Source organism: Thermococcus atlanticus (assembly GCF_054657855.1).
In genome coordinates this window covers 1,448,171-1,461,433 of sequence record NZ_BAAHXX010000001.1, presented here as the reverse complement: position 1 = coordinate 1,461,433, position 13,263 = coordinate 1,448,171, and the positions used below count along the sequence as shown (strand labels likewise).

General features: G+C 46.7%; 12 protein-coding genes. 3 read left to right on the top strand and 9 right to left on the bottom strand.

Annotated features, from left to right (window positions below):
- Positions 1-6: 6 nt before the first annotated feature.
- From ACYQ27_RS07755 to ACYQ27_RS07715, 9 genes are all read right to left on the bottom strand, one after another.
- Positions 7-687 (bottom strand): hypothetical protein, encoded by a 681-nt coding sequence (locus ACYQ27_RS07755; protein WP_456452578.1) that lies wholly within the window; start codon positions 685-687, stop codon positions 7-9.
- Positions 665-1,480, bottom strand: a complete 816-nt coding sequence (locus ACYQ27_RS07750; RefSeq protein ID WP_460041404.1) for an ATP-binding cassette domain-containing protein — start codon at positions 1,478-1,480, stop codon at positions 665-667. Before ACYQ27_RS07750 ends, ACYQ27_RS07755 begins: the two co-directional genes overlap by 23 nt.
- Positions 1,480-2,400 carry a hypothetical protein gene (locus tag ACYQ27_RS07745; RefSeq protein WP_460041403.1) on the bottom strand — a complete coding sequence of 307 codons (921 nt, stop codon included), beginning with the start codon at positions 2,398-2,400 and terminating at the stop codon, positions 1,480-1,482. The genes ACYQ27_RS07750 and ACYQ27_RS07745 overlap by 1 nt, the downstream gene beginning before the upstream one ends.
- Before the next feature lie 44 nt (positions 2,401-2,444).
- Positions 2,445-3,014, bottom strand: a complete 570-nt coding sequence (locus ACYQ27_RS07740) for a hypothetical protein (protein WP_460041402.1) — start codon at positions 3,012-3,014, stop codon at positions 2,445-2,447.
- Positions 3,015-3,118: 104 nt separating this feature from the next.
- Positions 3,119-3,400: a DUF167 domain-containing protein gene (locus ACYQ27_RS07735; RefSeq protein WP_460041401.1), complete on the bottom strand. Its 282-nt coding sequence runs from the start codon at positions 3,398-3,400 to the stop codon at positions 3,119-3,121.
- A 1-nt stretch (position 3,401) separates the two neighbouring features.
- A complete protein-coding gene (locus ACYQ27_RS07730; RefSeq protein ID WP_460041400.1) occupies positions 3,402-3,914 on the bottom strand; it encodes a ribonuclease FAU-1 family protein in 513 nt (170 codons plus the stop codon).
- A gap of 166 nt (positions 3,915-4,080) precedes the next feature.
- The gene (locus ACYQ27_RS07725) at positions 4,081-7,596 is read right to left on the bottom strand and encodes a C1 family peptidase (protein WP_460041399.1); all 3,516 of its coding nucleotides are present in this window, start codon (positions 7,594-7,596) and stop codon (positions 4,081-4,083) included.
- A gap of 228 nt (positions 7,597-7,824) precedes the next feature.
- A complete protein-coding gene (glyS, locus tag ACYQ27_RS07720; protein ID WP_460041843.1) occupies positions 7,825-9,525 on the bottom strand; it encodes a glycine--tRNA ligase in 1,701 nt (566 codons plus the stop codon).
- Positions 9,526-9,631: 106 nt separating this feature from the next.
- Positions 9,632-10,843, bottom strand: coding sequence for a hypothetical protein (locus ACYQ27_RS07715; RefSeq protein ID WP_460041398.1), 1,212 nt, complete (start codon positions 10,841-10,843; stop codon positions 9,632-9,634).
- Between the two features lie 272 nt (positions 10,844-11,115).
- Between ACYQ27_RS07715 and ACYQ27_RS07710 the strand changes: the two genes are divergently transcribed.
- The 3 genes from ACYQ27_RS07710 to ACYQ27_RS07700 all read left to right on the top strand — a co-directional run bounded on the left by ACYQ27_RS07710 (position 11,116) and on the right by ACYQ27_RS07700 (position 13,217).
- Positions 11,116-11,346, top strand: coding sequence for an LSm family protein (locus ACYQ27_RS07710; RefSeq protein ID WP_456395117.1), 231 nt, complete (start codon positions 11,116-11,118; stop codon positions 11,344-11,346).
- 11 nt (positions 11,347-11,357) lie between these two features.
- A complete protein-coding gene (locus tag ACYQ27_RS07705) occupies positions 11,358-11,546 on the top strand; it encodes a 50S ribosomal protein L37e (RefSeq protein ID WP_456395118.1) in 189 nt (62 codons plus the stop codon).
- A 309-nt stretch (positions 11,547-11,855) separates the two neighbouring features.
- Positions 11,856-13,217, top strand: coding sequence for an MATE family efflux transporter (locus ACYQ27_RS07700; protein WP_460041842.1), 1,362 nt, complete (start codon positions 11,856-11,858; stop codon positions 13,215-13,217).
- The last annotated feature ends 46 nt before the right edge of the window (positions 13,218-13,263 follow it).

Sequence of the window (13,263 nt, the reverse complement as noted above, 5' to 3'; positions counted from 1 at the left end):
AATCCTTTACTGCGGTTCAAAGTCTTTCTTTTTGAAACTTATGTACGCTAGTAGCATAATTAATGCCGACAAAACAAGTGTTACTGTGTAGCCTGCTGAAACCGATAGTGAAAGTTTCCTCGCCTCAACAGTCGCCCCAATCGGTGCGAGGAAATAAGAAAGCAAGCTTACGGCGGTGCTTGGGGGATAGGGCTTGGTAAGAAGCACGAAGAGCGCCATCGGAATAGCTGAAGTTAGTATGTAAAACGAGATAATACCCCCTATGGAGTCCAGCCAGACCATTAGAATCATCATCACCGCAAGATACGTGGGTATTTTAAGGAGAACCGAAACTGCCAAACGGGAATATCCCTGGTTGGAGGTAATGAGCGCAACGCTAAAAATACCTACGATGAGCCCGAACAATGCCGATGTTAAGCGTCCGAGAAAAACGTTTTCCGGCCCGTTGAATAGAGTAATCTCAAAGAGGGTAACCCTCTGACTCCTGAAAACATGGGTGGCAACCAAGATTCCATAAACCGGAAGGAACACCGCCTCTACAATTACCATGAACTCATAAAATCCAAGTTTCTGGGCGTCCTTTAGGGAATACCAAGTACCGAGTATCATCAGCCCGAGAAGTATCTCGGTTGCAGGGTGGGGGAACAGATTTTTGGTGTACCATTTAACTGCTCTTTGCGTAAGCATAGCGCAACCCTGCCCTTCTAAATCCCGCTATAGCGCCATCTAGCATCATCTCCACCAGCTCGTTGACACCCGCCTTTACGATGAGGGTTGCTCCAAAGCGATAGAGTGTTTCAAAGGGTAACTTAAGTCCGGTTTCAACGAGAGTTACCTCATAAACCTCGCTGGAGAAAAGCTTTTTTCTATCCCCTGACCATACTAACTGTCCTTCTTTCATAATCAGGAAGTAATCGGCCACGGCTTCCCCTTCCTCAACGTCATGGGTGGCTATTATTACACCCTTCCTTTTTGATATCAGCTCGTCCACAATACCGGCCCTGTAGGAGTCGAGGTGTGCCGTTGGCTCGTCAAGGATAACGACTTCGGAGTCGCATGAAAGGGCCACCAGAAGGTTGCAGAGCTGGGCCTGTCCGCTGGAGAGCGAGTCTATCCTATTGTCAAGGAACTGAGCTATTCCGAGGACTTCGATAAGCTCGTCCACCTCCGGGCACATGGGATTAGCTCTGAGTATCTCCACCAAGTCATGCACTTTAACGGGAATCCTGAACTGGGGCTTTTCGAAGGAGTACCTTATGACAATCCATTTGTCCTTTCGTCTGTATGGTTCCCACCCGTTTATTCTGGCGCTTCCAGTAGTTGGGTGCCTTATCCCCGAGAGAACTGAAAGAAGGGTGGTCTTTCCGCTTCCGTTGTGTCCGATAAGGGCCAGCCTCTCGGCCTTCGCTTTGAAGGTCAGGTCCTTTATCCCCCACGTTCTTCCGTAATTGACGCCGAGGTTTTCGGCCTCAACAATCATTAGACGAACCTCCCCGCGAGTATCAGAAGGACTATTCCCATCAAAATCAGGATGTAGTCAACGGGTGCGCTGTACTGAATAAAGCTGTATTTCAAAGCTCCTATCCAGTCCTGGTAAGCCGGCTGAACGTTGGTTCTGAGCAGGCCTAGGAGCATGACCGTGGGATAGGAGCTCTCAATGTAATTCCAACCCGCTTTTGATATCAGCTTTTCGGGTATTAACTCCGGCAGGTCAAGCTGTTCGGGCGTTACGCCTATTGGGACGTGTGTGGGCATTCCGTCCACGATTGAGGGATACCTAAGGGGAGCGTTTGGACCAATTACCTCCAAAGTTCTTGCAAAGTAACTATCGGTTGCCCTGTAGTAAGCAACCTTGTCGGCGTATTTAACCAGAGGGCCTGGTAGATCCGGTCCGTAAATGTAGGGAAATCCGATGGAGTTGGGTGAGAAGTCGGATGAAAAAGGGGTTGTTCTTATCGTTAGCTTTGAAGTTCTGGAATAGTTCAAGGCATAAACAGTTACACTGTCCTTGGGAAAGAGGGTTTTTATGAGAGGGTCGCTCTCATTCAGGATTAGCGTTTTGTCTAGGATAAGCTTTGGATTTCCGATAATCTTTCCGGAGTTTTCAAGGCTTTGGAAGTAGAAAATAGTTACGTTGCTATTGCTTGTGTTGGAAATACTAAACGTAACCCTGAACTTGCCATTTCCAACGTAGGTCACATTGTATATTAACAACAGAGTGGAGCGGTGTCCGTCGTGGAGGTATCCACCATAAACGAAGTTGTTTCCCGGCTTTAAAACCGCGTGAGGACTTTGGGCATAGGTCGAAAAGTAATATCCCAGCACGGGATAAGAGGCTATCGCAATTCCGAGCAGGATTAGAATGATTCCCGACACCGTGTAGGTTTTCTTCCTGCCCATTTCTGACCCTCCAATTGACTGTAAAAAGTGAATGAAAGAGAACATCAACCAACATCAATAGGTATCTCGATTGAGACGCCTACGTTTTCCGTTAAGTATCTGCTGAGAGAAGTCCCCCCATGAACATCAACATAGGCGGCAATATCAAGCTCGAACTGTGCGTTTGTGGAAGGTTCGGCAGAAAATTTTTCCTGGGATAAGGTGTTCTTAGCTGTTGGCGTTTCCCCAGATGGTACAAGGTATACTTGGAGTTCACTTGACCCCTCATAGGAGGCCTCTGTTAGTCCATAGTGGGTAAGGGCATCTAGATGCCATGTACCCCAGCCATCTATTAAGGATGGTGTTGTATAGGCATCACTCGTGTACCAATAAGCGTTTGACCCGGTTCCAGAAGATGAACCAAAGTGAGCTTTGGTCATGGGACCCAGCTGAAACTGTCCATTTTGCACCACATATTGTTCAGCGATGTACACCTTGGCAGTTGAGAAACTGCCGTGCAGAATTGCATCAAGGGTAATAACCCCACTCTGTGTTGCAACTGCAGGTGTTGCCATTGCTGCAATTGCTAAAACAACCACACCTAAGGTTATTCCTGCCAACTCTTTCTTGTTCATATGGCCTCCCCCATTGGGTGGTTGGCAATTATAATTGTACGTGATATTTTTTATAAATTTTGGTTCAATTATCTAAAGTTACACCGTCGATTCAAAATAATGCTTTACAGTTTCAGCAGTCTTTTAACCTCTTCAGCGCTCAGTTTGACAAGCAAATCCTTTTCCCTTGAGGTCTCTCCCCTAACGAGGACCACCTCCGCACCGAGGAGCTTCGAGAGGAACTTTATGAGCTCTTTATTCGCCTTTCCCCCGACGGGCGGGGCCTTTACTTTGATCTTTAACCGGCCGCGCCACTCATCAACGCCATCAATTTCGTTCCTCTTTGCCTTCGGCTGGACATAGACCAGGAGAAGCGTCCCATCCCTGGTTTCCTTCAGGAACTTCACCTCAATCCCTCCAGTCGTACTCCCACACAATCTCAGGCGGGAACTCCCCCCGCTTAAGCTTTTCGAGGATTTCCCTCGCAACGCGATAGGCGAAGTCAAACGTTTCTTTGTCAATCACGCCGTAGTTGAGCGCCATCTCAAGCTCATCCTCATCGAGGAGGAACGCCTCGCCATCCGGAAAGACGAAGATATCCAAAAACAGGTCGAGCATCTCAAGGGTGTCCCCCTCGCGCCTCGTATATGCCAGGACGTCGATGTAGAGGCCTTTGAAGTTGCCCTCCCCGTCGTAGACCTTCAGCACGTCGTAGTTCTCCCCGATGAAAGCGAAGTAGAGCATGCGGTAGCCGTTTTTGATGACCTCAACGCCGTTCACCCTGAGGGGAGCGAGCATGCCCTTAAACTCGGATCTGGCTATTATCACATCGCCCAGGTCAGCTATGAGCTCGTCGTCCCTCTCAAGAATTCTGTTCGGAAGGCGGCGGTAGATGAGGTGGATTATATTTTCATGCCCCATATATCTGGTATCCTCAGGGGATTTTTAAACTTTTAAGTTGTATTTTATTTTTTGAAGTCTATTTCCAACAAGAAGTTTTTTCATGAAATCAAAGACTGAGAATATGAGGCATGGTATAGGAGTATTAAAAAATAACAAAAAATAACAGATTAAGAATCAAAGTCCATTATGGCCCATACACGTTCGGACCCGACTTTCCCTTGATGGCATCTTCGAGGAGTTTCAATGCTTTCTTCATGTCCACATATGCTGCCCTGAGGTCTCTCAGTATAATTGGATTGTTGAGGTTAAGTATAATGCTTCCACCTGTAAGTTTGAGAGCTGCATTGATCTTCTCATCTGCAAGGTTTTTCATGTGCATTGCTTCTGAAAGGGTTAATTTATCTACACTGAGGTTTTCTGCCTGTTTATAAAGGATGCCAAAGACCTGTATCGCATGTTCGTAATACATGTAGTATACAAGATTCAGCATAAGAACAGCTTCTGCAGGATTTGCTATTATTGGGACTTCCTTTTGCCCATCTGCTTCTACCACCGGATCTTCTTTGAGTACAACAAATATCATTCCATTTTCTCTGTAGTAATAACCAATCTGTGCACTGCGGTTTGTTGTCAGGAATATTATCTGTCCATCCTTTATTACTTTAATCTTAGTGATATTGATGTCCCGGAGGGCAAGAACTGCGACACCATTCTCACCGATGGTGACATTAGCTTTTAGTGTTACACTCACAAGCTTTTTGGCTCCTTTCTTCTCAATTACTTTTGTCTGAGTTTCAATATTGTGTACTGTTGCGTTCCATCCCGCTACTAGTGAGGCATTGGCATTGCCCGAGGAGACCTTATCAATCGCGGTGTTGTTTATTATGATAGTTGGGACATTATTGACCAGCGGGACTTCAATAGATACGTTGCCATTTGAAGTCTGAACCTCAGCTTCCACAGTATTGTTTTGTACTGTAATGTTACTAACTTCTCCTCCAATAATCCCAATTGTCGTGTTGGCGATTTCCTCCACTTTTGCCATTTTGCTTACAACAAACTGCAGGATGGCAGTACCTGAGTTTCCATATTCATCAACAGCTTTGACTTTGAGTGTATATACACCATTAGTGAGGTTTAGCATGGTTTCATAGAGCCCGCTTGTGGCGTTATATGTGAGGTTGTATCCTCTGTTGTTTAGCTTTACAGTGATATCTGTAATGTTTAACCCATCTCCGGTTATCTTAATCTTTATGGGAATGGATGTGGTGTTATATACCTTGGCTTCTGGGGAGATGATCTGAACAGAAGGTCCCTTTATTGTTATTGTACGGGTGGGCAGTGTTAATGTTTTATTAGTACCAAAGTTAAGCATGACCGTATAATTGTAGGTTCCGGCAGGAAGTTTGAGTTTCTGGGCTATGGCAGTGGCATAGAAGTAGTAGCCTCCATTCTCTTCGCTTAAATTGTATGTGCTGTTGCCTATTAATATCTGAACTGAGCGTGGTACTGCCAAGGTTATTATGTCAATTGAGAAGTTTCCATAGTTAACTTCACTGCCGTTAGCTGGAGTTGCAAGACCGTACTGGGTGAGTGGAACGTTTATGTCTTTGACCACCCATCCACCATCTGGGATAGTTGCATTGCTAACATTGGCAGTTAAGTAATATGGACCTCTTGGAGTCGAGACCATCAACGTAAAGTTATATAATGTTCCAGTAATATTGTCCGGTATTTTATCGCTTACATTTACATAGAAGTCGATGCTCTTAGGGATCTGTGCTGAGTTTGCTACATAGTAGTTTATGTAATCAAGGACATCTGAAATGTCAAACGCCATTGGACTCTCTGGGAATGGATGCGCTTGGGGTAGGAACTGGAGCATCATTGATGTATTCTGGGAGTATGGAACATAATCCATCCAGAAATCGAGGAAGTTATGTCTCCATATCGTCTTATTTCCAATTGCTACTTCTATAGGTATCCCGGCCGGTGTTATTGTCTTTAATGTAGATATATTGTATTCTCCATCTATCACCTCTCCCCTCAGCGGGTGTTTGATACCCACTATACTCATAATCTTGGGTTTGTAATTGGCGGCTTTTGGTACATATACAAAGGACTCACCAAAGGAAATAAAGAACCTTAAAGGAAGCATTCCATCAACGTACGTTACTGAATAACCCGTTGTCCTTGCTGCTGTGTATGAATAATCCCAGTATCCATTGTTGCCCCATCCAGTTCCCCATGAGTTGACCATCTTGAGAACCCCTTTTCCATCTGGTGTTGTTGTGTTATCATTATATCCTATTATTGTAACTGCATGACCTCCGGCCCATGCATAATAGTAATTGTAGAAGTCTATATACCTAATCCTGCCTGAGCTCACGTAGTTCCCGAGCGGAATATAATGGAGCATCCATTCAAAGTTTGCCAGTGCGTAGAGATCATCAAACCCATGATTTATGAACCACTTCTCTCCATTTATTGAGTATGATGCGAGATAAAATGTTGCATTCTGCATCCATGTTGCGTTATTAATGTATCTATCCTGAATTCCAAGTGAGAACTTTTGGATAGCGGTGGTAACAGTATCGTTCATTGTAATATTATACTCTGCAAGGATTTTCTTCATGAGCTGAATTGAAGCCATGGCTGTTTCATATGGATCACCATATGTCTGATTATACTGATTATAGACCCAGTTTAAAAGATACCCCATTGTCCAGTTTGTGTATGTCCCATTTGCGTAACTCTGGTTTGCCCAGTATTCGTTTGCGTACTGCTGTGCATATCCGGCGTAAAACTGAAGGTACCCCAGAAACTTCTCCGGATGGTCTATGAACGCAAAACTTGGGAGAACCACTATAGCCGTCTGGAGGATATATCCATTTGCCAACAATCCTTTCAGGTAGTTCCACTGCGTTTCATTATCCATGTACAGTATGTACCACTGTCCCGGCATTTGGTATAGAGCAGGATAGCCATCATAGTACTGCCACCAGTACATGTCCTCCGTTCCGCTGTTGTGAGGAGCTATCATCCACTGGGTAAGGTTCGGCCATACCCAAGCATAATCTGCAGGATCACCATATGGCCCATTGACGTAAAGAGGGAATGCATCAAGTGGAACTGCTCCAATGGTTGATATGAGGTTCATAGCATCCCACATGTTGCTGCCCCAATCCTCTCCTCCATTTATGAGGTTGTATGTGAATGTGGGATTCATTATAACATCTGGTGTATCAGGATGGGGATGATTCCGCCACCAGTTAAGCATGTATGTCCAAACATAGTATGTTGAGCTCCATGCGTTGCATGAACCCACATATCCCTGATCCCCAACTGGAGGGAGATAGAGGGTGTTAATGACTTCGGAAGGGATATCACTGAGTGACACTAGATTTCTTCCGGGGTAGAATGGGGCATTTCTCAAGGCGTTGGCATATACTTTTGACGTGAATCGGGAATAATGGTTTCCTGTAATCTTAGAATATTTTTCATAAGGCACCCAGATGAGTCCGGTTCTATGGAGTGGAGCCGGAATATCTGTCAAGCTTCCTATTTTATCAGCTGAAATTGCAAAACTTTGTTTTTGAGGCAGGTTGGAAGTGTCTGGGAATGTCACTGATAGTGCTGCTGGTGTAACTGATATTGCTACCACCAAGGCCACAAAAATACTTATCATTTTTTTATTCATGGAGAATTCCTCCTGATTTGTTATTCATTTATATCTTGATGCTATTATAATTATAAATATTTTGCTAGATTATAGAAGAATTATAGGCTTCACATGCATAGCTTATACTATATAAATAAAATATCGAATTATTCTTTATAAAATACCCCTTAACTGTTTGCAATTGCAGGAATTTTGAAAAATATTATCGAGTACATCAAGATAAATGTAATGAAGTATAATTCTTGTTTAGAAAATCAGCTCCTTCAGCTTCCCCGGCAACTCCTCAATCCTAACCCTCACCTGTTCCCTCGTGTCGCGGTCGCGGATCGTAACGGTGTTGTCCTCGGGCGTCTGGTTGTCTATTGTAACGCAGTAGGGCGTTCCTATCTCATCGTAGCGCATGTATCTCCTCCCGATGGTGTCCTTCTCGTCGTAGACCGCTATGAAGCCCGCCTTCTGGAGTGTCCTGAAGACGTCGTAGGCTATGCTCTTAAGGGGCTCCTTCGCAACGAGCGGAAGAACCGCAACCTCGATCGGCGCCATGTCCTTCTTCAGTCTGAGATAGGTTCTGTCCTCCTCGATGACAAGGCTGTTCTCAAGGAGCAGGTAGAACGGCCTGTCAATACCGAAACTGGGTTCAAGGACGTGGGGAACTATCTTCTCGCCCGTTATCTTCTCCTCCATTTCCTTGATTATGAAGTCGTCCTTCTCAAGCTCGTAGTCCTCGATGGTTATCCTGCCGTCCTTCTCAAGAACCTCAACTAGGTTCCTCAGCTCCTCCTCGTCCCAGCCTCGGATGAGCTCGTTTATCCTCTTGGCGTCCTTCTTCAGCTTGGGACCAACCTTCTTCATGTTGAGGCTTACTTTGAGACGTCTGACTATCTTGGGCTCGTCGTAGTGTATGAGGACGGTTAAGTCAGCCCCGCTCATCTTCATGTGCTTGCTGAGGTCGTAGTCGCCGCGGTAGGCTATGCCGACGCACTCCACCCAGCCGAAGCGCTCGCTGTGTATCTCGACGTCCCAGGTGTCGCTTGAGTAGTGTGCCCTTTCCTCCGGCAGCTGCTGGCGGAAGCGTATGGCCTCCTCGGGGATGCCGATGTCGAGGAGCGTCCTCTTGACCATGACCATGTAGTAGGCGAAGAATGTGTTCAGGACGTAGCCCTTCTTGACAGCCTCCTCGGCTGTCATCTCAACCATCCCAAGGTTCTTGAGCTGGTTCTCTATCGGGTAGAGCCTAAGCTTTTCATCCCTGACCTCGTCGAAGTGAGGATGTTCCGTCTCCTTCGGGTTGAAGAATATCTCCGCTTCAGCCTGCGTGAACTCCCTCAGGCGGAGCATTCCCTGCCTCGGGGAAATCTCGTTGCGGTATGCTTTACCTATCTGGAAAACGCCGAAGGGGAGCCTGTTCCTGGCGAAAGCGTTTAAGCGCCTGAAGTTCACGAAGATGCCCTGAGCGGTTTCAGGCCTCAGATAGCCCTTCTGGTCGCCGTAGGGGCCGATTTTGGTCTCGAACATGAGGTTGAAGTACCACACATCGGAAAGCTCGCCGCCGCACTCCGGACAGCGGATGTCGTGCTCGCGGATGAGCTGGGTGAGGTGCTCGGCGCTCATGCCCTCCGTATCAATGTCGAGAACCTCCTCCACTATGTGGTCTGCCCTGAAGCGGGCACCGCACTTCTTACACTCGACCAGCGGGTCAACGAACTTATCAACGTGACCGCTCGCTATGAACACCTTCTCCGGCGTGATGTCCGGCGTCTCAAGCTCAAAGAAGCCTTCCCTCTGGAAGGCTTCCCTTATTTTCTGCTCGATTTTCCTCTTTATTGTAGCTCCAAGAGGACCGTAATCGTAAAAACCCCTCGCACCACCGTAGATTTCAAAGCTCCCCCATGCAAAGCCTCTCCTCCTCATCAAATCCTGAAGAATCTCGTATTTATCAGCTCCCATCAGCACCACCTGAGAAGGAGATGAGCTAATTTCATAAAAAGCTTTTGGGCATTTGGTAACACCTGAAAATGGGATAAAAAGAAGAGCGCAAGAAAGAATTCTAACTTCATCCCATAGAAATGCGGAATTCAACCCAGTTTTCCTCGCTATAATGCCAGTCCCACCAGGGTTCCCACCAGTTCGGAGGTTTTGCGTAGACGACACCGTAGTGTTCTCTCCAAACCTTTGCTCCGTAATCTTCTTGAGGGAATCTTAACGTAGCACCCGGTTCTATTTGGTATGTATTAGACCCAACTGCTTTATCCTCTGCTATATCGTGTCTCCACTTGGCGAGCTCCTGAGAGTAGTCGCTTTCATCGTAAACGCGAACGTCAGAAATTGTGTAGCTCCACGACTGGAATGCACTTACTTGGGCTTCCTTAACTCCTACGGAGACACCTATTGAAACACCCACGGTTGTGGTTCCTGAAGTTGTAGTTGGTGCATAATCTGAGAGAAAACCCTTTGGGTTGTAATAATCAGCATCTATCCAGGTGTACATATCAGATGTCCTCCACTCTGAGCTCCAGAGTTCTTTTCCGGGGATAGACTGCTGTCGCACGTGAACATTGTACCAGTCGTACTGGGAGGAACCATCGTTCATAAGCTGGTAGTGGAGTGTCCTAATGTTGAGCCTGCCATATGGTTTCCAGTCATCACCGCTGGTAAAATCAAGCTGACTCCTGTAAGACCAATAAGCTCCAGAGGATGGAGGCTCTGCCTTAAGTTCGAAAGTCCCGGCACTTGGTTTTAGGTTCTTAACCGCCCAGCTGTAAGCTTGTTCGATTGCCTTTGGTTCGGCGTCAATGGAGATGAACTCTTTGCTCACGAGAATTCCATTGGAAGGATAGGTCATGTAACCGTAGACAGTTGCCTGTGTGATAGGTTTTCCATCTGGACCATGACCCGCTACAAGCTCTGCAAAGAACTGGCCCCTGAAAGTTCCGTTGATAACCTTGGGGCTACCAATAACTATAACCGGTATTCCTGAGAGGATTTCCTTCCTCACGAGCTCCCTGAGCTGGGAGCTGTTTTTCACGTGGGAACTTTCAACGACAAGTATATGTGGAGTTTTAATGCTCAGTGAAGGGTTCATCTTTATTGCCCCTGTGAAGTACTTTGAGACGTCGCTACCCATATAGTAAACTGGGACTGTGTTGTTTATCCTTTGAACCACTGGAATGGCATACTGAACGTTGTTCCCTGTTGGATACGCCGAGACTAAAAACAAACTCCCAATCAAGATTCCGAGTACAAACCATACCACTTCCTGTCGCATCTGAATTCCTCAAATGAAGTTGTCTAATGGATTTAAGTAGTTTATAGTATTTAAGTGTTTCGTCCACTCAAAATTAGGAAGTGACAAAATATGCATTGAAGGAAAATTACTAAATTAAGTATAAACTTCTCGGCCTAATATACAAAGCACCATAAAGCAATTAGAGATCTCTAATTTTCGTGATTTTTGGATTTCTATTAGGGAAAGAGTTATAAACCAATTTCCCGGTTATGAATTTGATATCGGCTTTGATTATTTGGGAGGGAAGGAAAATGGCGGAAAGACCACTTGATGTGATACACAAGTCACTCGACACGGACGTTTTGGTGATCCTGAAGAAAGGGTTCGAGTTTAGAGGAAGGCTCATTGGTTATGACATTCACCTGAATATAGTCCTTGCCAACGCCCAGCTCGTGGAGGGCGGGGAGGTTACGAAGCAGTACGGCAAGATCGTGATTAGAGGAGACAATGTGTTGGCAATCTCACCCGTAGAGAGTGAGTGAGGTGATTCACTGTGGGAAGCGGAACAGCACCGCACGGAAAGAGGAACAGGACACCGACTCACATAAAATGCAGGAGATGCGGAAGGAAGTCCTTTAACGTTAAGAAGGGCTACTGTGCTGCGTGCGGCTTCGGCAGGAGCAGGCGCATGAGGAAGTACCGCTGGAGCAGAAAGTGGAAGAAGGCTAAGAACCTGCTTTAATCTCTTTTTATTTTGCTGTTTTGTTTGTTATTGCTGGAATGCTTTCCTAGCTTCTCCCTGAGGGTTTTAAAGGGGAGTTTGAGGGTCTCATTGGACATCCCAACAGCTGGATGATTGGATGACGCAAACATTATCCCGATTCCCATTATGTCGTGAATTGTGCATTTTTTGTTGGTGAATGTACTCTTATAATCATTTTCAGAGGGAAAGCCATCAAAAAGTTAAACTTCAAGCTAATGAGGTTCTATGGTAAACTTTATTAACCTCCACAGACCTTTTATCGTTTAGATAATCGTCTGAGTGATATCCATGAATGAAATTCAGAGGAAGCTCTGGAAGCTGGCATGGCCCGCGATAATGGGCAACATCTCTCAGACCCTTCTCAACCTAGTGGACACCATGATGGTGGGGCATGTCGGTGCGCTGGCGATAGCCGCTGTAGGGCTCGGCGGCCAGGTCAGCTGGTTCATGATGCCCATAATGGCCGCTGTTGCCACAGGTTCTCTCGCTCTGACGGCCAGATTTGTGGGGGCAGGAGATGAGGAAAATGCTGCGCTTGCCCTTGAGCAGAGCCTCTATCTTTCCTTCCTTCTCGGCATTCCTGTGATGCTCTTCGGCTGGCTTCTCGGCGACGACATCCTGAGGATCATGGGGGCAAGTGAGGGTGTCGTGCGCCTCGGCTATGCATACATCAGGGTTGTGTTTGCATTTTATCCCATCAGATTCGTTAGTTTTACCGCAATGGCCGCGTTGAGGGGTGCGGGAGACACCAAAACACCGATGAAGCTCGGAATCCTGATGAACGTCATAAATGCCCTCCTCGACTATCTCTTAATATTCGGGAAGCTGGGCTTTCCGAAACTTGGGCCTGTTGGAGCGGCGTGGGCCTCGGGAGCGGGCATAACGGCGGCTTTCCTCATTGGCTCGTATCTTCTCCTGAGCGGGCGGCTTGTTCTCAGGCTTAAGCTGAGCTATTCCTTCCATCCTGAGATGGCTGAGAGAATCCTGCGCGTGGGGATTCCAACGATGGTTGAAAGGGGCCTCTTCAGCTTTTACAACTTTCTCTACATGAGCGTGGTGACCCGTTTCGGAACCGTGGCTCTAGCAGCCCATCAGGTCGGTCTCAGGGTGGAGAGCATAGCATACATGCCCGCATTTGGCTTCAACGTGGCCACTTCAGCACTTGTCGGCCAGAATCTCGGAGCTAGGCGTCCGGAAAGGGCTGAGAAAACGGTTTATGAGGCCCTCAAGATGGTGGGGCTTTTCATGACCGTCATGGCCTTTATACTCATAGCATTCCCCCGCTATCTCGTTCTGCCCTTCATAAGCTCCGGCGACCCGAACTATCTGGAGGTTCTCAGACTGGCGAGTATATACCTCCTCATAGTGGGGATAAGCGAAATCCCCCTTGGATGGGTTTTTGTTCTCGGCGGTGCGCTGAGGGGGGCGGGGGACACGAAGACGCCGATGTATATCACCGCGACCAGCAAGCTCCTCTTCAGGATAGTGCCGGCTTATCTTCTTGGCTTTGGCTTTACAATCGGGCCAATACACTTTGAGGGCCTCGGAGTTATTGCTGCATGGATAGCTATGAGCCTCGAAACCTTCACTACCGCAGCACTGTTCTGGTGGGCGTTCAGGAGAGGAAAGTGGAAATACGTGAAGGTATGATGACAATGTTTATAATTCTGTAATGCGTTTATGTAAACGGTGGTTG

Coding starts and splice junctions, on each gene's coding strand:
- ACYQ27_RS07755 (WP_456452578.1), bottom strand. CDS start 687: ATGCTTACGCAAAGAGCAGTTAAATGGTACACCAAAAATCTGTTCCCC.
- ACYQ27_RS07750 (WP_460041404.1), bottom strand. CDS start 1,480: ATGATTGTTGAGGCCGAAAACCTCGGCGTCAATTACGGAAGAACGTGG.
- ACYQ27_RS07745 (WP_460041403.1), bottom strand. CDS start 2,400: ATGGGCAGGAAGAAAACCTACACGGTGTCGGGAATCATTCTAATCCTG.
- ACYQ27_RS07740 (WP_460041402.1), bottom strand. CDS start 3,014: ATGAACAAGAAAGAGTTGGCAGGAATAACCTTAGGTGTGGTTGTTTTA.
- ACYQ27_RS07730 (WP_460041400.1), bottom strand. CDS start 3,914: ATGGGGCATGAAAATATAATCCACCTCATCTACCGCCGCCTTCCGAAC.
- ACYQ27_RS07725 (WP_460041399.1), bottom strand. CDS start 7,596: ATGAATAAAAAAATGATAAGTATTTTTGTGGCCTTGGTGGTAGCAATA.
- glyS (WP_460041843.1), bottom strand. CDS start 9,525: ATGGGAGCTGATAAATACGAGATTCTTCAGGATTTGATGAGGAGGAGA.
- ACYQ27_RS07715 (WP_460041398.1), bottom strand. CDS start 10,843: ATGCGACAGGAAGTGGTATGGTTTGTACTCGGAATCTTGATTGGGAGT.
- ACYQ27_RS07710 (WP_456395117.1), top strand. CDS start 11,116: ATGGCGGAAAGACCACTTGATGTGATACACAAGTCACTCGACACGGAC.
- ACYQ27_RS07700 (WP_460041842.1), top strand. CDS start 11,856: ATGAATGAAATTCAGAGGAAGCTCTGGAAGCTGGCATGGCCCGCGATA.